This window comes from Amycolatopsis sp. CA-161197, assembly GCF_050942255.1.
In the GTDB taxonomy this organism is placed as follows: domain Bacteria; phylum Actinomycetota; class Actinomycetes; order Mycobacteriales; family Pseudonocardiaceae; genus Amycolatopsis.
This window is the reverse complement of sequence record NZ_CP192059.1, coordinates 2560712-2577487: the sequence shown is the minus strand read 5'-3', so window position 1 is coordinate 2577487 and position 16776 is coordinate 2560712. Positions and strand designations below refer to the sequence as shown.

Sequence of the window (16776 nt, the reverse complement as noted above, 5' to 3'; positions counted from 1 at the left end):
ACCCGGCACCGGTTCGAGATTAATTTACCGTCCCTAAGTTCCTGACGCACGTTTCACGACGAAAGCAAAGGGACCATGGACACACCTGCGGCAGTCCGGGCTCGGGGAATCACCAAAAGTTTCGGCGAAGTGATCGCACTCGACGAAATCGATCTCGACATCGCCCCGGGGCAGATCCACGGCGTGGCCGGGCCGAACGGCGCGGGCAAAACCACGCTGCTGGGACTGTTCCTGGGCCTCGCCGTCGCGGACGAGGGCCGGCTGGAGATCCTCGGCTCGCCCGTCGGGCGGACCCTGGACGCGCCCGGCGGCGTCGCCGGGTTCGTCGACGGCCCCGGCCTCTACCCCTCGCTCACCGCGCGCAAGAACCTCGCCGCGCTGGCCGCCCTGCGCGGCGGCGACACCCGCGCGGCCGACCTCGACGACGCGCTCGCCCAGGTCGGGCTCACCGACGTCGCCGACGACCGCGTGCGCGGGTTCTCCCTCGGCATGCGCCAGCGGCTCGGCCTCGCCGCCGCACTGCTCACCCGCCCGCGCCTGCTCGTGCTCGACGAGCCCGCCAACGGCCTCGACCCCTCCGGCAAGAAGCACGTGCACGGGGTCCTCACGCGCCTCGCGGCCGAAGGCGCCACCGTCGTGCTGTCCAGCCACCGCATGGACGACCTCGAAGCGCTGTGCTCGGAGGTCACGATCATCGCGACGGGCCGCGTCGTCTTCACCGGCCCGCTGGGCAAGCTCTCGTCGGAGAGCCAGGAGCTCGACTACCGGCTCATGACCTCCGATCGCGAGGCCGCGCGCAAGCTCGCCCTCGAAACCTCCGGCATCCGGCTCGGCGACGAGTCCGGAAAGGACAGTGGCGTCCTCGTCGTGCGTGCGCTCGTCCCCGCCCTCGACGAGCTCGTGGTGCGCCTCGTCCGCGACGGCGTGGCCATTCGCGAGCTCGCCCCCGTGGTTTCGCCGCTCGAAGCCGCGTTCCTCGCCCTGACCGAAACCGAGGCCGAGCCCGAAACCGGGGCCCGGCAGCAGGAGTCCGCCCGATGACCGCGACCCTCACCGAACGAGAAGCAGCGCCCGTCCGCCCCGCCTCCGTGGCCCGCGGCTACCGCTTCGAGCTCGTCAAACTCGTCTCCCAGTGGCGCGTTCGCCTGCTGGTGCTCGCCTGCTGGATCGCCCCGGCGCTGTTCGTCGCCGCCGTGAGCCAGCAGAGCGACCTGCCGGTGGACACCGTCTTCGGCCGCTGGATGAACGCCACCGGCTGGGCCGGCTCGCTCGTGATGCTCGGCTTCGCCGGCAGCTACGCCCTTCCGCTGCTCACGTCGGTGGTCGCCGGTGACGTGTTCGCGTCGGAGGACCGGCTCGGCACCTGGCGCCACCTGCTGGTGGCGGTCCGGTCGTACCGGCGGATCTTCGTGGCCAAGGCGCTGGCCAGCCTCACCGTGATCTTCGTGCTCGTGGCCGGGATGGCGATCTCCAGTGCGGTCGGCGGTGTCATCGGCGCCGGCAGCCGGCAGCTGGTCGGGCTCGACGGGCACCTCCTTTCGCCCGGCTCCGCCGCCGCCACCGTGTTGCTCGCCTGGGTGTGCGCACTGGCGCCGACGCTCGCGCTGGCCGCGGTCGGGCTGCTGGGGTCGGTCGCGCTGGGCCGGTCGCCGATGGGCCTGCTGCTGCCCGCCGTCGTCGCGCTCGCGATGGCGGTCGTGCAGCTGCTGCCCCTGCCCGTGGCCCTGCGCCTCGCGCTGCCGACCTACACGTTCATCGCGTGGGAAGGCCTGTTCACCAGCCCCGCCCAGGCCGGGCCGTTGCTGATCAGCATCCTCGTCTGTCTGGTGTGGACGGTCGTGGCGACCTCGCTGGCCTACCTGCTGTTCCTGCGCCGCGACTTCACCAACCTGAGCTACGACGGTTCGGCCCGTCGCACGATCACCGCCGGCGCGCTGCCGCTGGTCGGGCTGATCGTGGTCGCCTTCGCGGTGATCGCCGTGGCCACGCCGTCACTCGGCTCCGGCGTCACGCAGGACAAGGTGCAGCAGTCGCTCTCGACGACGTTCGCCCACCTCTACCGGCTGCAGACCGACGAACTACACCGCCCCGCCGTCACCGAAGCGCAGCTCGGCGTCACGTCGGCCTGCCAGAAGGGCGGCGGCCTGGTCGCCCAGGAAGGCCCCGGCAACGACTGGCGGTGCGTCGTCTCGTGGCATCTCCCCGACGTCGAAGCGACTGGTCAGGCCATCTACCAGCTCGACGTCACCTCAGACGGGCGGTTCGTCGCCGACGGCGACGGACCGAAGGAAGTGAACGGTTACTTCCAGGTGCGGACCCCGATCGGGGACCAACCCAACCCGCTGTGGCAGTTCGACGCCAGCGTCGAACTGCTGTCCTCCACCCCGAAGGGATGACCCCATGCAGGTAACACGCCGCCGCAGGCGTGGTGGGAGAGCCGCGTCCGGCTCTTCCGATGCCGGCAGAGCGCGGAAGATCCGCCTCGCCACCGCCGGCACTGCCACTCTCGCTCTGGTCGTGACGGGCTCCGGCATCGGCACCGCGTCGACGCAGGAGTTCGGCAAGCAGCACGTCGGCGAGAACACCAAGGACGGGCTGGTCGTCTCGAGCGACCAGTATCTCGACCCGATCGGTGACCGGCTGGTCGTGAACGACGGCAAGATCATGGCGTCGTCGATCAGCCCGGACGGCACGCACCTCGCCGCGCTGACCACCGACGGCGACGCCGCGCTGACGATCGTGGACCTCAAGAGCTACAAGGTCCAGCAGCTGATCGGCACCTCGGCGAAGGTGAACCTCAAGATCGCCGGCAACGACGTCGGCCAGGAAGGCCCGTCGTACTCCCCCGATGGCAAGTTCCTGTGGCTCGCCCAGACCGACGGCTACACCAAGTTCTCGGTGAACGCCGACGGCTCGCTCGCGAACCCCGTCTCGATCAAGATCCCCGCCGACGGACCCAAGCACGCGCTGGTCGCCCAGGCGGTGTTCTCGCCTGACGGCGCCGTCGCGTACGCCGCGGTGAACGGGCAGAACCGCGTGGTCGCCATCAACGCGTCGACCGGCGCCGTCCAGCAGAGCTGGAACACCGGCATCGCGCCGCGCGACCTCGTGCTCGTGGGCAAGAAGCTCTACGTCAGCAACGAGGGCGGCCGCCTGCCTCGCCCCGGTGAGACGACGATCAACTCCTACAACACCCAGGTGCCGGCCGACCCGTTCACGGGTGCCTCCACCACGGGTACGGTCTCGGTGATCAACACCGCGAAGCCGGCCGCCGCCGTGGGGACCATCAACGTCGGGCTGCACCCGACCGCGGTGTACGCCAGCAACGGCACGGTGTTCGTCGCGAACACGTCCAGCAACAACGTGTCCGTGATCGATTCGGGCAAGGACAAGGTCATCCAGACCATCGCGACCCAGCCGTGGCCCGAGGCCACGGTCGGGTACGAGCCCGACGGCATCACGCTCACCAAGGACGGCCACCTGCTGGTGACGCTCGGCCGCGCCAACGCGATCGCCGTCTACAAGTACTCCAGCCCCAAGGAGCCGGCCAGCTACATCGGCCTGCTGCCCACGGACTACTTCCCGACCGCGATCGCCACGGTGGGCAAGGACATCGTCGTGTCCAACACCCGCGGCATCGACGCCCAGCGCCCGACCACGGCCGCCGGGCACGGCACGCACGACACGACGGCCAGCGTGCAGCGCTTCCAGCTGCCCGACGACCGCACGATCAAGTCGTACACGCCGAGGGTGTTCAAGCAGAACGGCTGGACGGACAAGTCCGTCCTCGTGTCGAACGGCAAGAACAAGAAGCCGGTTCCCGTGCCCGCGCGCCTCGGCGACCCGTCGCCGATCAAGCACGTGTTCCTGCTCGTGAAGGAGAACCGGACCTACGACCAGGTCTTCGGTGACCTGCCGCAGGGCAACGGCGACGCCGCGCTGGCGCAGTTCGGCGAGAACGTGACGCCGAACCAGCACGCGCTGGCGCAGCAGTTCGGGTTGTACGACAACACGTACGACATCGGCACGAACTCCGCCGAGGGCCACAACTGGCTCATGCAGGCCGACGACCCGGAGTACACCGAGTCCTCGGCCGGCGAGTACCTGCGCAGCTACGACACCGAGGACGACGTGCTGGGCCACCAGGCCTCCGGCACGCTGTGGTCGGGCGCGGAGGCCGCGGGCAACACCGTCCGCGACTTCGGCGAGTTCCAGCAGTTCCTGACCAAGCCGTCGGGCGCGTCGTGGCAGAACCTGTACTGCGACAGCAAGAACATGGCCGCGACGGGTGAGCCCAGCGCCTACCCGCTCGTGTCGTCGTCGCCGATCCCGTCGCTCAACGACGTGTCGGTGCACGGCTTCCCGAAGTTCGACACCAGCGTGCCGGACGTGTACCGGGAGCAGATCTGGCAGCAGGACTTCGAGAAGAACGGTCCCGCGAACCTGAACATGTTCTGGCTGTCCAGTGACCACACCGGTGGTCCCGCGAACGCCGCCGCCCAGGTCGCGGACAACGACCTCGCCGTGGGCAAGATCGTCGACACGATCTCGCACAGCCAGTACTGGAAGGACTCCGCGATCTTCGTGGTCGAGGACGACTCCCAGGCCGGGCTGGACCACGTCGACGGGCACCGGGCGCCGATCCAGATCATCAGCCCGTACGCCCAGCACGGGGCCGTGGACAGCACGTACTACTCGCAGATCACGATGGTTCGCACGATCGAGCAGATCCTCGGGATCCAGCCGATGAACCAGAAGGACAGCGCGGCCACCCCGATGGCGAGTGCCTTCACGGACAAGCCGAACCTGGCGCCGTTCAACGCGGTGGCGAACCGCACGTCGCTCACGGGCGGCCTCGCGACGCAGCCGTCGTGCGGTCCGGACGTGGTGGCTCCGCAGTTCGCCTCCGTCCAGCCCGACACCGCGGTGCCGGCGGACAAGCAGCAGGTCGCTTCGCAGTGGTCGGCCTGGCAGAAGAACCAGCGCCTGACCGGTCCGAACGCGACGGCGGACTACGCGAACCCCGCGCAGATGAACCACTTCACGTGGTACCAGACGCACGGATTCAAGACCCCGTACCCCGGTGAGAACAAGGTGTTCGCTCCGGACCAGGTGCCGGGTGCGTACATCCCGTCGGCCGAGTCGGACGGCTGAGTTTCCGGTTGAGTGACACGGGCCCCCGGCCGGCTTCCCGCCGGCCGGGGGCTTCGTGCTTTCGGGACAGGAATCCCTGGCGATTCGGGCAGCCGCGCCCCGGTGCGGGCCCGGCGCTGGTAACGATGGGGAGATGACCGGTCCCGTCGTCACCACCCCGTACGGCCGGGTGCGGGGCAGCGTGCGCGAAGGCGTCACGCGGTTCCTCGGCATCCCCTACGCGGCCGCGCCGTTCGGCGAGGCCCGGTTCCGGGCGCCGCGCCCGCCCGAGCCGTGGGACGGCGTGCGGGACGCGCTCGAGTTCGGGCCGACCGCGCCTTCGGCACCGTTGCCGGGTTCGTTCCTGGCGGAGCCGGTGGTCGAGGGGCCGGACTGCCTCAACCTCAACGTGTGGACACCCGACCCGTCCGCGGCGGGCCTGCCGGTGCTGGTGTGGCTGCACGGCGGCTCGAACGTCACCGGCTCGTCGGCGATGCCGATCTACGACGGAGCGGCGTTCGCGCGGCGCGGGGTCGTGTTCGTGTCGGTGAACTTCCGGCTGGGCGCGGAAGGCTTCGCGCTGCTGCCGGACGCGGTCGCGAACCGCGCTCTGCTCGACCAGGTCGCGGCGCTGGAGTGGGTGCGCGCCGGGATCGCGGCGTTCGGCGGGGACCCGGACGCGGTGACGTTGTTCGGCACGTCGGCGGGCGCGGGCGCGACGCTCGCGCACGTGGCGATGGACCGTGGTTTGTTCCGGCGGGCCATCGCGCAGAGCGCCAACGCGCGGGCCGCGCTTTCCGCGTCCGACGCGCTTCTGGTCACCGGCGAGATCGCGCGCGCGGCCGGCGTGGAGCCGACGGCGGCGGGGTTCGCGCGCGTTGCCCCGGAGAAGCTCGCCGCGCTGTCGACGGCGGCCGTCACGGACCTCACGGCCGACCTCGACCCCGCGCGCTGGGGCGCGACGACCGTGGCCGCCGCGCAGCCGTTCCTGCCGGTCGTGGACGGGGAGGTGCTGGCCGAACCGCCGTTCGACGTGGTGCTGCGCGGAGGCGGGGTGGATCTCTTGATCGGCACCAACGCCGACGAACTGCTGGCGCTGGCCGGCGCGTCGCTTCCGGACAGTGTCTCGCATTCCGACGTGACGGAGTTGCTGGGGCGCCTGGGTCTTGCGGTCGAGGCCGTTGCCGAAGGGACCACGCCGGTCGAGCTTTACGCCGACGTGCTGACCGATGCGCTGTTCCGCCGTCCGGCCTCGGAGATCGCGCGAGCGCGGGCGGCGTTCGTGTACGAGTTCGCGTGGCCCTCGCCGTTGCCCGGGGTGGGTGCGGCGCACGGGCTGGAGCTGGGGTTCGTGTTCGGCAACCTCGGGTTGTCCGCGCTGGAAGGGCCGACGCCGCCGCGCGAGCTGGCCGATCGGGTGCAGGCGGCGTGGGTGGCCTTCGCCGCGACCGGTGACCCGGGGTGGCCGCGGCACGGCGAGGACGGCGGGGTGTTCGTGTTCCGGGCCTGACGGCCTTGAAAAACCACGCGTTCGCCTCCGTGTGGATCGCCGTTACTGTCGGATGCATGTCCGACGCCGTGCTTCTCGCCGTCGACGAGAACGCGGAATCGCTGCGTGACGTCGAACGGGAATTGCGCGAGCGCTACGCGCGCCACTACCGCATCGTGAGCCTTGCTTCGGCTCAGGAAGCGTTGGCGTTGCTCGAAGAACTCGCCGCGGACGGTGAAGACGTCGCGCTCGTGCTGGCCGGTCAATGGCTTTCCGGGACGACGGGCGGCGAATTGCTGGCCCAGGCGCGCCGGCTGCACCCACACGCGAAACGCGGGCTGCTGATCGCGTGGGGCGAATGGGGCGACCGCGCGACGGGTGAGGCGATCTTCGACGCGATCGCGCGCGGGCACATCGACCACTACGTGCTCAGGCCGCTGGCCGCACCGGACGAGGTTTTCCACCACGCGATCTCGAACCTGCTGCTCGAATGGACCGAGGTGCGGCGCACGTCGCCGTACACGATCCACGTGGTCGGCAACTCCTGGTCGGGCCGGGCCTACCAGCTGCGGGAGGTCCTCGGGCGGTGCGCGATCCCGCACTCGTTCTCCCTGGCCGACTCGAGCGAAGGCCGCGCCCGCATCGCCCAGGCCGGGCCGGGCGAGCTCCCGATCGTCGTCTTCCCCGACGGCACGGTCCTGCGCAACCCCACCGACGCCGACATCGCCGTGGCCTCGGGGGCGCCGGTCAACCCGGACCGCATGGAGTTCGACCTCGTGATCGTCGGCGCCGGGCCGGCCGGGCTGTCGGCGGCCATGTACGGCGCGTCGGAAGGGTTCGGCACGCTGGTCGTCGACGAGGGCGGCCTCGGCGGCCAGGCGACGTCCAGCTCGCTGATCCGCAACTACCTCGGTTTCCCGCGCGGCGTCAGCGGCCGCCGGCTGGCGCAGCAGGCGTACGACCAGTCGTGGGTGTTCGGGGCGAAGTTCGTGTTCATGCAGCGGGCGGCCGAGCTGCGGCGCGACGACGAGCTCGCGATCACGCTGTCCAACGGCACGCAGGTGCGCTCGCGCGCGGTGCTGCTCGCGCTGGGCGCCACCTACCACCGGCTGGGCGTGCCGGAGCTGGAGGCGTTGAACGGGGCCGGCGTCTACTACGGCGGTCCGGCTTCCGAGGCGCCCGGTGTCGCCGACCGCGAGGTCTTCGTCGTCGGCGGCGGGAACTCGGCCGGCCAGGCCGCGCTGTACCTGGCGCGGTTCGCCAAGCAGGTCACGCTCCTGGTCCGCGGCCGGTCGCTGGGGGCGGGCATGTCGCACTACCTGGCCCGGGAGATCGAGGCCACGCCAGGGCTGCGGGTGCGGGTCGCCACCGAGATCGTCGGCGGAGGGGGCACCGGGTGGCTGGAGCAGCTCGTGCTTCGCGACCGGCGGACCGAACGCGAGGAGATCGTGGCCGCGGACGGGTTGTTCGTCATGATCGGGGCGCACCCGCACACGGACTGGCTGCCCCCGGAAGTCGAACGCGACGACCGCGGCTTCATCGTGACCGGCGCTGATCTCCGTGCCTGGCCGCTCTCGCGGGACCCGCTGCCGCTCGAGACGAGCCTGCCCGGCGTGTTCGCGGCGGGCGACGTGCGGCACGCTTCGGTGAAGCGGGTGGCTTCGGCGGTGGGCGAGGGTTCGGTCGCGATCCAGCTACTGCACCGGATGTTCGCGGCCGAGGCGCTGCGACCGCGCGGGCGGCCGCAGGAACCGGCGGAGCCCGTCGGGCGGTGAGGGCTGTTTTCAGGCTTGTCGGTGGGAGAACTCGTTGCCCTCGGGATCTTGCTTGGGGGACAACGGATCCGCACCCGCAGCCAGTTCGAGCCGCAGACGGTTGCGGCCGCGCTTGGTGTCGGTGGAACTGAGGAACTCGATCGCCGGGCCCCGGCCGGACGGACTGCGCACGCCGACGATCTGCGGCCCCTGATCGGCCGTGATCGGCCAGCCGATGAGCTCCGACCAGAACTCCGCCAGCCGCGCGGGTTCTCTCGTGTCGACGACCAGCGCCGCGAGCGCCCCCGAACCGTCGTACTCCGGCCGCGGCTCGAGGACGCAGAACTCGTTGCCCTCGGGGTCGGCGAGGACCACCCAGGGGACGTCACCCTGGCCCAGGTCAAGGTGCCGCGCGCCCAACGACAGGGCTCGCTCGACGACCTCGCGCTGGTGCTCCGGGGTGCGGCTCGCCAGGTCGAGGTGGAGGCGGTTCTTGTGCACCTTGGGCTCCGCCTCGGGGACGAACACGAGGTCGAACTCGCACCCGTCCTCGGCGGGCGGCCGCACGGTCGGCGCGACGAGGCCCTGCGCGGGACTGCTCCCCGCCCGGCGCTGCCCCCCGGCCAGGATCGGTGGTGGGTCGGCAACGTCGCTCTGGTCGCCGGGTCGGGCTTCTGGTTGCCCAGCACGACTGTCCCGCCCAGCGCTGACGGCGGCCGCTGCGGAAGGCGGCCGGTCCGCCGCAGGCCCCGGCAGCAAGGCATCCGGCTCGACTTCCACGCCGGGCAAGCCCGGCGCCTCACCGACGCCGAGCGACTGTCCCTCGGCCGCGGCGGAAGCCAACCCACCGACCGAACGGCCCGGCAGCACCGTCGCAGCACCCGTACCGCCGGCGGCCGATTCGACATCTGCGTCGATCGCCGCGTCTTGTTGCTCCGCGAACCTGTCCGGCCCCGCACCAACAACCGCCTCGGACGACGCGGGAGCAGCGGGTGTGCGGACGGCCGGAGGTCCAGCCGGCGCGGGCGCAGCAGCCGCACCCTCGTCGGTCGGCTCGGTGAGGTGCCAGTCGAGCAGCGCGGCCCAGAAGCGGGCCAGCTCCTGGGGCCGCGCGGCGTCGAGGGTGAGGGCGGACGGCGTCGTCATGAGGGCGAAGGTAGCGGGGGCCACCGACAGGAACCGGGGAAGCTTCCCCACTTTCCGGTTCAGCGGGTGGCCAGCCGCAGCAAGGCCCAGAGTTGCGCGGCCAGGTCGTGGCCGCGCGAGGAGACGACGGCGGTCGGGGCGGCGCGGCCCCACAGCCAGAGGTAGACGTTGGCCGGGTCGCCGCTGACGAGTTCGTCGGCGGACCGGGCCTCCTCGGGCGAGCAGCGCCACGCGTCCATGGTTTCGGGGCCCGCGCGGGCGATCCAGCTGTGGCCGCCGGTCTGGATGCCGACGGTGCCGTGGCGGGTGCCGGTGAGGCCGAGCAGGGCGAGTTTGTGGCCGAAGTACAGGGTGAGGACCTCGTCGACGCCGTCGGTGGCGAGGTCGGCGGGCACGGCCGGGTGGTCGACGCCGGCGGCGCGCTCGGCGTCGACGCGGTGGACGAGCGTCTCGTGGAGGGTGCGGCGGCGCCAGAAGCCGTACGTCGGATCGGCGGACCACCAGGTGGCGGCGTGGTCGGCCGGGTCGTGGGCGGCCAGTTCGGCGATCAGCGCGTCGCGGCCCGAGGCGTAGTACTCCGCGACCGTTTCCTCCTGGTGCGGGATGCGCTGCCACTGCGCGGGCTTGTGGCCCTCACGCAGCCAGCCGAGGGTGACGCGGTGGACACTGCCGACGTGCCGCAGCAGCTCCCCCAGCGTCCAGCCGGGGGCCGTGGGCACCGGCGCCTCGGCCGACGCCGTGTGCGCCACTTCCCCCAGCACGCGCGCTTCGATCTCCAGCGCTTCGAGCAACCGGCCGTGGTCGACCGGACCGAGCTCACGCGACATGGGCTTCGCGGGAGATGGGCAGGCCGTGGACGAGCCGGCGGACCAGCTCGAGGAACAGACCGGTGGCGCGCAGCAGGTTCGCGGCCGACTCGGCCGTGACTTTGCCCGTGATGCCGGCTTCGGCGGCCGCACGGGTGGCCGAGTTGGCGGCGAAGAAGGCAGACCACTCCTGCAGCTCCGGCGCCACGGCGTCGAGCAGCACCCAGCCGCTGGCCGGACGGCCGCGGCCCCGGCGCGGCCGCCCGCGCACGGCGAGCACCGCCGCCGCACCGCGCAGCGCCGCGAGGTAAGCGCCGATGAACCGCTCGGCGGGATCACGTTCGTTCTCGGCGTCGGCCAGACCGCGCTTGGCCTGGGCGAGCAGGGTGGCCGCCGCCGGGGGTGCCGGCGGGCGAAGCGACAGGGGCAGCTGAGGCTGCCCGGGGTCAGGGGACACGACCGAGACGGACATGACGACCCTCCTCCCGCTCGGGCGAGTCCGGCAGGTGCCCGGCCGCGGGGCGCTTCCCCCGCCCCTCGCCGGGCACCTGCCGGTGAACACTCACCGGATGTCGAACGTCTGTTCGAACGATTTCCAGAGTAACCCCCGGTGCCGCGTTCTCTCAACCCCGCCGGTGGAATCCGGGGACGTGGTGCGGGACACGGTGCCGTCGGCGTGGTCTCATAACGGCATGAGCTCCCTCGACCATCCCGCCGTCGCCAAGGTCACAGCCGCTCTGAGCGAAGCAGGCCAGCAGACCGCCGCCGAGGGGGTGCGCGTGTTGCCGGCCGAGGTCCGCACCGCGGCCCAGGCCGCCGAAGCGCTCGGGGTCGAGGTCGGGGCGATCGCCAACAGCCTCGTGTTCCGCGCCCGCACGACCGGAGGCGAGGAGACGGCCCTGCTCGCCCTCACCTCCGGCGCCCACCGCGCCGACCCGGCCCGCCTGGCCGCGCTCGCCGGCCTCGCCGAGGTGGGCAAGGCCGACGCGGACTTCGTGCGCGAGCACACCGGCCAGCCCATCGGCGGCGTCGCCCCCGTCGGGCACCCCCGGCGGCTCGTGACGCTCGTGGACACGGCCCTGCGCGCGTACGACGAGGTGTGGGCCGCGGCCGGGCACCCGAAGTCGGTGTTCCCGACGACGTTCGACGGGCTCGTCGAGCTGACCGGGGGCACCCCCGGCGCGCTCGCGGCGGGAGTGGAGGATGGACAGCCGTGACCGCCATGTCCTCCGGGTGTTCCCGATACGTGCAGTTGTCCGCGGACGAGTTCCGCACACGCCTGCCCGAAGCGCTGGCCATCTACGTGAAGGCCATGCAGTACCCCGAAGGCACCGCCGAGCAGCGCGCGCCGATGTGGCTCACCCACGCGTTGCGCGAGGGCTGGCGCTGCATGGCCGCCCTCGACGCCGACGACGTGCTGCTCGGCCTCGCCTACGGGTACAAGGGCCGCGCCGGGCAGTGGTGGCACGAGCAGGTGCGCCACGGCCTCACCCGCCGCTCCGGCCCCGAGGAGGCCGAGCGGTGGATGAGCGACTACTTCGAGCTCACCGAGATCCACGTGCGCCCCGAGAACCAGGGCAAGCAGATCGGCGAGGACCTGCTGCGCCGGCTGCTCGACGGGGTCCCGAACGCCAACGTGCTGCTGTCCACGCCCGAAGGCACCAGCCGCGCGTGGAAGCTCTACCGGCGCACCGGTTTCGTCGACGTCCTGCGCGACTACCAGTTCACGGGCGACCCGCGTCCGTTCGCGATCCTCGGCCGTCCGCTGCCGCTCGACCCGAAGTAGGTTCCGGGCGCCAATAGCCGACGGCCAGGGCCGCGGTCAGCAGGGCCGCGCCGCCCCAGGCCTGCGGGCTCAGGTGCTCGTGGAGGAAGGCGACGGACAGGATCGTCGCCGTGAGCGGTTCCAGCAGCGCCGACAGCGCGCCGAGCACGGGGTGGGCCGTGGTGAGGCCCTTGAAGTACGCGGCGTACGCGAGCGCTGTTGGCACGACGCCGAAGTAGACCGCGACGAGCAGCACGTCGGGGCGCGCGGGCAGCGCCATGCCCAGCGTGAGGGCGGCCGGGGTGAGCAGCAGACCGCCGGTGAGGCAGCCGTACGCGGTGGTGGCCAGGGGGTCGTCGACCGGACGGGTGGTGAGGATCGCGAACCCGGCCGCCGCGGCGAGGGCCAGGACGATGGCTGTTTTCGAGGTTTCGACGTGCGGCGTCCAGGACAGCAGCACCAGGCCGGCCAGGGAGCCGACGACCGACAGCAGGGTCCAGGACCGCGGCGCCCGCCGCTTCCGGACCGCCGTGGCGACGGTGAGCATCACGGGCGCGGCGCCGATGGTGGTCATGGTCGCCGTGGCGACGGACCCGAGCGCGACGGCGGCGAAGTAGGTCGTCTGGAAGAACGCGAACAACACGCCGACCACGAGCACCCGCCCGATCCGGGCGCGCGGAACCCCCTTGCCGGACACCGCGATCGCCGCCGCCCCTCCCAGCAGCAAGCGATACGCGGCGACGGCCAGCGGGTGCAGCCCGGCCAGCTGCCCGAGCAACGACCCGGCCAACCCCCCGGTCCCCCACAACACCCCGGCGACAACCAGCGCGACCGACCCCCGGGCGCGCTCGGACAGCACAACAGACATGGACAACGCTCCAGCGTCGAAGGATTTCGGACATCGACGACGCGGGGCGGTTTTCGCTTTCGTGCAGCACTGATCAGCCGCGGGGTCCTGGGACGGACTCACACGCGGCGGACACCACCCCGCTCAGAGCGCGGGCGGTGGGGTGACGAGGAAGATCCGATGCACGGGCGGGAGTTTAGGGGGTGGGGCGGTGGTGGAGCCAAAGGGTTTTCGCGCGAAGGGAAGTTCCCCGAACACAGTGAAGCCCTCCACCGCCGCGGCCGTGGAGGGCTTCACCGAGCCGAACCAGAGAACTCAGCTCAACAGAGCCAACTGCTCCCGCAACGTGTCCAGCCCCATCCCGCCCATCTCCAGCGCGCGGGTGTGGAACTGCTTGATGTCGAACGCATCCCCCAGCCGGCGGCGGGCGTCGTCGCGGGCGGCCAGCCAGAGGCGTTCGCCGAGCTTGTACGCGGGGGCCTGGCCGGGCCAGCCGAGGTAGCGGTCGATCTCGTCGCGGACGTGGGCCTGGTCGGTGATGGTGCGGGTGAGCATGAACTCCAGGCCGAGGTCCGGGGTCCAGCGCGAGCCCTCGTGGAAGCCCGTGCCGCGCGGGATCTCGAGTTCCAGGTGCATGCCGAGGTCGACGACGACGCGGGCGGCGCGGAACAGCTGTTCCGAGAGCATGCCGAGCAGGTTGCCGTCGTCCGACAGGTAACCGAGTTCCTGCATGAGGCGCTCGGAGTACAGGGCCCAGCCCTCACCGTGGGCGGAGATGAAGGTCATGAGCCGCTGGTACTTGTTGAGCGACGCGGCCTGGTTGACGGCCGTCGCGATCTGCAGGTGGTGGCCCGGCACGCCCTCGTGGTACACAGTGGACACTTCGCGCCAGGTGGTGAACTCGTCCTTGTCCGCCGGCAGCGACCACCACATCCGGCCGGGGCGGGTGAAGTCCTCGCTCGGGCCGGTGTAGTACGCGCCGACGCCGCCGCCCGGCGGAGCGATGCGGCACTCCAGCGCCATGAGGCGGTCGGGGATGTCGAAGTGCTTGCCGCGCAAGGACTTCAGGGCCTCGTCGGACAGCGACTGCATCCAGGCCTCGAACTGCGGGCGGCCCTGCACGCGGTAGCGCGGGTCGGCGTCGAGCACCTCGGCGGCCTCCGCGACGGACGCGCCCGTGCGGATCCGCTCGGCCACCGCGCGCATCTCGGTGTCGATGCGGGCGAACTCGTGCCAGCCCCATTCGTACGCCTCGCGCAGGTCCAGCTCCGCGCCGATGAAGTACCGCGACCACAGCCGGTAGACGTCCTCGCCCACGGCGTCCTTGGCCGGGGCCTTCGGCGCGAGCTCGGCGCGCAGGAAACCGGCGAACTCCGCGAACGCCTCGTCGGCCGCGCGAGCGCCTGCCTGCAGATCACTGGACAACGCGGCACCCACCTCGCCCGCGTTGCCCACGAGGCCGGCGAAGAAGCTCGGCCCCTCGCCGAGGCCGGCGTAGGTCTCGCACTGCTCGGCGACCTTGCCGACCTGCCGCAGCGCCGACACGCGCCCGGCGTCGGCCGCGGCCAGCAGCGACGCGCGCACCCCCGCGAGCGCTTCGGGCACCTTCTTCAGGCGGGCCGCGATGTCAGCCCACTGCTCGGGCGTGTCCATCGGCATCAGGTCGAACACCATGCGCAGGTCCTGCACCGGGCTCGCGATCACGTTCAGCGCGGCGATGTCGAGGCCGGCGTCGTGGATCTCCACGTCCAGGCCCACGCGCTCGGTGAACACCGCCTTCGCGACCCGCTCCCCCGCGTCGGCGGGCTCGGCGGCGGTCACGTCCGCGAGCGCCTTCGCCGCGAGCTCGGCCCGGGCCGCGTGGCCGGCGGGCGAGTAGTCGGTGAGCTGGTCGTCGTACCCCGAGACGCCGAGCATGGTGGCCGCGACCGGATCCACGGCCGCGTAGTCGTCGACGTACCGGTCGGAGATCCCGTGCACGCTGTGTTCGCTGGAAGCCATGGGCCGAACCGTACCGGCCGGGCCCCGGCCGGGGGTACGGACTTACGCGCGCGCCGGCACGAGCCCGAGGCGCGTCACCACCTCGCGCGTGGCTTTGGACCGGTTGAATGTGTAGAAGTGCAGGTCCGGCACGCCCTCGGCGAGCAGTTTCTCACCCAGTTCGGTGACGGCGTCGATCCCGGCCGCGCGGAACGCCTTCGGGTCGTCCGAAAGGGGCTCCAGCCGGTCGAGCAGCCGCTGCGACGCGGGTGCGCCCGAGAGCTTGATCGTGGTGTGCAACGTGCGCAGCGTGGTCAGCGGCATGATGCCGGGCAGCACCAGCGCGTCGCAGCCCGCGGCGGCCACGCGGTCGCGCAGCCGCAGGAAGTCCTCGGCCTCGAAGAACAGCTGCGCGATGGCGAAATCGGCCCCGGCGCGGAACTTCCGCACGAGGTACTTGGTGTCCGACTCCAGGTCCGGCGACCGCGGGTGCCCGTACGGGAACGCCGACACGCCGACGCAGAAGTCGCCCAGCGAGCGGATGAGCTCCACCAGCTCCTCGGCGTACGTGAGACCTTCGGGGTGCGGCACCCAGTCGCCGTACACCTCGCCGGCCGGGTCGCCGCGCAGCGCCAGGATGTTGCGCACGCCGACGGCCGCGTACCAGCCGATCACGTTGCGCAGCTCCGACACCGAGTGGTCGACCGCGGTCAGGTGCGCCATCGGGCAGAGCGTGGTCTCGGTGGCGACGCGGGCGATGCTGCGGATCGTGCCGTCGCGGCTCGAACCGCCCGCGCCGTAGGTGATCGACATGTACGCCGGGTCGAACGGCTCGAGCTCCCGGATGGAGCGCCAGAGCACCGCCTCGTCGGCCTCGTCGCGGGGCGGGAAGAACTCGATGGAGAACCGGGGCCCGTCCCCCTGCAACCGCTCGATCACCGACGTCATGAACGCACATGTTAGTGGGCGAAACCGGACACTGGCAGCCCCGGCGCGTGGCCTTGGCCACGGGTACCGTCGGACTCGCACCCTCCGGCGAGGAGCCACCGATGAGCCGCGAAGACGACACCGCCTGGGACGAAGACGTGCGAGTGGCCGTGTACCGGGCCTTCGCCACCCACGGACGCGCGCCGACGGCACCGGAGCTGGCCGACGCGGCGCACGGCTCGCTGGCCGTGGCCAAGCAGGCCCTGCACCGCCTCGCCGACGCCCGCCACCTGGTGCTCGACGAGTGCGAGCACGTGGTGCTGGCCCACCCGTTCGCGGCGATTCCGCTGGGGTTCTCCGTGATGGGCGAGCGAACGCTGTGGTGGGGCGGCTGCGCGTGGGACTCGTTCGCGATCCCGCACCTGGTGCCCGCCGAGCCCGAAGTCCTCGTCGCCACCCGCTGTCCGTGCTGCACCGAGCCCACCGCGTTGGTCGTGAGCCGCGAAGCGCCGCCCGAAGGGCCTCAGGTCGCCCACTTCCCCGTGCCGACGGCCCGCATGTGGGACGACGTGCGCCACACCTGTTCCGTCCAGCGCCTGTTCTGCGGCGAGTCCTGTGTGGACGAATGGACCGAGCGCACGGGCATGGCGAAAGGCACCGTGCTCGACCTCCCGGCCCTGTGGCGCCTGGCCGAGGGCTGGTACGCCGGACGCCTGGCGCACGGCTACCGGCGCCGGGAACCGGCGGAGGCCGCCGCGTACTTCACCGCCGCCGGGCTGCCCGGCGAGTTCTGGACGGGACGGTCGTAAGGGCCGCGACCGGGCGGGCAGGCTGAGACGACTCGGCCGCGAGCACCCGCCACGGTGCGCACCCACGACCGGCCGAGCACATCCCGCAGCAGACGTCTCGTGCGCCACATCGGGGGCACC

General features: G+C 71.9%; 14 protein-coding genes. 8 read left to right on the top strand and 6 right to left on the bottom strand.

What is annotated here, in order from left to right; translation table 11 throughout:
• Positions 1-129 precede the first annotated feature (129 nt).
• The 5 genes from ACQPXB_RS12390 (at position 130) to ACQPXB_RS12370 (ending at position 8397) form a co-directional block, all read left to right on the top strand.
• The gene (locus tag ACQPXB_RS12390; RefSeq protein WP_432851599.1) at positions 130-1041 is read left to right on the top strand and encodes an ABC transporter ATP-binding protein; all 912 of its coding nucleotides are present in this window, start codon (positions 130-132) and stop codon (positions 1039-1041) included.
• Positions 1038-2396 carry an ABC transporter permease gene (locus ACQPXB_RS12385; RefSeq protein ID WP_432851597.1) on the top strand — a complete coding sequence of 453 codons (1359 nt, stop codon included), beginning with the start codon at positions 1038-1040 and terminating at the stop codon, positions 2394-2396. The genes ACQPXB_RS12390 and ACQPXB_RS12385 overlap by 4 nt, the downstream gene beginning before the upstream one ends.
• Before the next feature lie 4 nt (positions 2397-2400).
• Positions 2401-5154, top strand: a complete 2754-nt coding sequence (locus tag ACQPXB_RS12380) for an alkaline phosphatase family protein (RefSeq protein WP_432851595.1) — start codon at positions 2401-2403, stop codon at positions 5152-5154.
• Between the two features lie 133 nt (positions 5155-5287).
• A complete protein-coding gene (locus tag ACQPXB_RS12375; protein ID WP_432851593.1) occupies positions 5288-6643 on the top strand; it encodes a carboxylesterase/lipase family protein in 1356 nt (451 codons plus the stop codon).
• Between the two features lie 56 nt (positions 6644-6699).
• Positions 6700-8397, top strand: a complete 1698-nt coding sequence (locus ACQPXB_RS12370) for an FAD-dependent oxidoreductase (protein WP_432851591.1) — start codon at positions 6700-6702, stop codon at positions 8395-8397.
• Between the two features lie 9 nt (positions 8398-8406).
• On the opposite strand, the gene ACQPXB_RS12365 is transcribed toward ACQPXB_RS12370, so the two are convergent.
• From ACQPXB_RS12365 to ACQPXB_RS12355, 3 genes are read right to left on the bottom strand one after another with little or no spacing between them, the layout of a single operon-like run.
• Positions 8407-9522, bottom strand: a complete 1116-nt coding sequence (locus ACQPXB_RS12365) for a VOC family protein (protein WP_432851589.1) — start codon at positions 9520-9522, stop codon at positions 8407-8409.
• A 59-nt stretch (positions 9523-9581) separates the two neighbouring features.
• Positions 9582-10349: a maleylpyruvate isomerase N-terminal domain-containing protein gene (locus ACQPXB_RS12360; protein ID WP_366583738.1), complete on the bottom strand. Its 768-nt coding sequence runs from the start codon at positions 10347-10349 to the stop codon at positions 9582-9584.
• On the bottom strand, positions 10339-10800 hold the full coding sequence (locus ACQPXB_RS12355) for an SAV_6107 family HEPN domain-containing protein (RefSeq protein ID WP_432851587.1): 462 nt from the start codon (positions 10798-10800) through the stop codon (positions 10339-10341). Before ACQPXB_RS12355 ends, ACQPXB_RS12360 begins: the two co-directional genes overlap by 11 nt.
• Before the next feature lie 220 nt (positions 10801-11020).
• On the opposite strand from ACQPXB_RS12355, the gene ACQPXB_RS12350 reads away from it, so the two are divergent.
• Both ACQPXB_RS12350 and ACQPXB_RS12345 read left to right on the top strand, forming a co-directional pair.
• A complete protein-coding gene (locus ACQPXB_RS12350; RefSeq protein WP_432851585.1) occupies positions 11021-11545 on the top strand; it encodes a YbaK/EbsC family protein in 525 nt (174 codons plus the stop codon).
• Positions 11542-12114, top strand: coding sequence for a GNAT family N-acetyltransferase (locus ACQPXB_RS12345; protein WP_366583735.1), 573 nt, complete (start codon positions 11542-11544; stop codon positions 12112-12114). Before ACQPXB_RS12350 ends, ACQPXB_RS12345 begins: the two co-directional genes overlap by 4 nt.
• Here ACQPXB_RS12345 and ACQPXB_RS12340 read toward each other — a convergent pair.
• From ACQPXB_RS12340 to ACQPXB_RS12330, 3 genes are all read right to left on the bottom strand, one after another.
• Positions 12053-12961, bottom strand: coding sequence for a DMT family transporter (locus ACQPXB_RS12340; protein WP_386956011.1), 909 nt, complete (start codon positions 12959-12961; stop codon positions 12053-12055). The two genes, ACQPXB_RS12345 and ACQPXB_RS12340, sit on opposite strands and share 62 nt — an antisense overlap.
• A gap of 294 nt (positions 12962-13255) precedes the next feature.
• On the bottom strand, positions 13256-14941 hold the full coding sequence (locus tag ACQPXB_RS12335; RefSeq protein WP_432851582.1) for a DUF885 domain-containing protein: 1686 nt from the start codon (positions 14939-14941) through the stop codon (positions 13256-13258).
• A 42-nt stretch (positions 14942-14983) separates the two neighbouring features.
• Positions 14984-15868, bottom strand: coding sequence for a methylenetetrahydrofolate reductase (locus ACQPXB_RS12330; RefSeq protein ID WP_366583732.1), 885 nt, complete (start codon positions 15866-15868; stop codon positions 14984-14986).
• Positions 15869-15969: 101 nt separating this feature from the next.
• Here ACQPXB_RS12330 and merB point away from each other — a divergent pair, with 101 nt between their 5' ends.
• Positions 15970-16656, top strand: coding sequence for an organomercurial lyase (gene merB, locus ACQPXB_RS12325; protein ID WP_366583731.1), 687 nt, complete (start codon positions 15970-15972; stop codon positions 16654-16656).
• Positions 16657-16776 lie beyond the last annotated feature (120 nt).

What these genes read in the sequence shown, in the direction of transcription:
- ACQPXB_RS12330 (WP_366583732.1), bottom strand. Translation starts at nt 15,868, where the DNA reads ATGACGTCGGTGATCGAGCGGTTGCAGGGGGACGGGCCCCGGTTCTCC.
- ACQPXB_RS12355 (WP_432851587.1), bottom strand. Translation starts at nt 10,800, where the DNA reads ATGTCCGTCTCGGTCGTGTCCCCTGACCCCGGGCAGCCTCAGCTGCCC.
- ACQPXB_RS12350 (WP_432851585.1), top strand. Translation starts at nt 11,021, where the DNA reads ATGAGCTCCCTCGACCATCCCGCCGTCGCCAAGGTCACAGCCGCTCTG.
- ACQPXB_RS12385 (WP_432851597.1), top strand. Translation starts at nt 1,038, where the DNA reads ATGACCGCGACCCTCACCGAACGAGAAGCAGCGCCCGTCCGCCCCGCC.
- ACQPXB_RS12380 (WP_432851595.1), top strand. Translation starts at nt 2,401, where the DNA reads ATGCAGGTAACACGCCGCCGCAGGCGTGGTGGGAGAGCCGCGTCCGGC.
- merB (WP_366583731.1), top strand. Translation starts at nt 15,970, where the DNA reads ATGAGCCGCGAAGACGACACCGCCTGGGACGAAGACGTGCGAGTGGCC.
- ACQPXB_RS12365 (WP_432851589.1), bottom strand. Translation starts at nt 9,522, where the DNA reads ATGACGACGCCGTCCGCCCTCACCCTCGACGCCGCGCGGCCCCAGGAG.
- ACQPXB_RS12360 (WP_366583738.1), bottom strand. Translation starts at nt 10,349, where the DNA reads ATGTCGCGTGAGCTCGGTCCGGTCGACCACGGCCGGTTGCTCGAAGCG.
- ACQPXB_RS12335 (WP_432851582.1), bottom strand. Translation starts at nt 14,941, where the DNA reads ATGGCTTCCAGCGAACACAGCGTGCACGGGATCTCCGACCGGTACGTC.
- ACQPXB_RS12370 (WP_432851591.1), top strand. Translation starts at nt 6,700, where the DNA reads ATGTCCGACGCCGTGCTTCTCGCCGTCGACGAGAACGCGGAATCGCTG.
- ACQPXB_RS12340 (WP_386956011.1), bottom strand. Translation starts at nt 12,961, where the DNA reads ATGTCTGTTGTGCTGTCCGAGCGCGCCCGGGGGTCGGTCGCGCTGGTT.
- ACQPXB_RS12375 (WP_432851593.1), top strand. Translation starts at nt 5,288, where the DNA reads ATGACCGGTCCCGTCGTCACCACCCCGTACGGCCGGGTGCGGGGCAGC.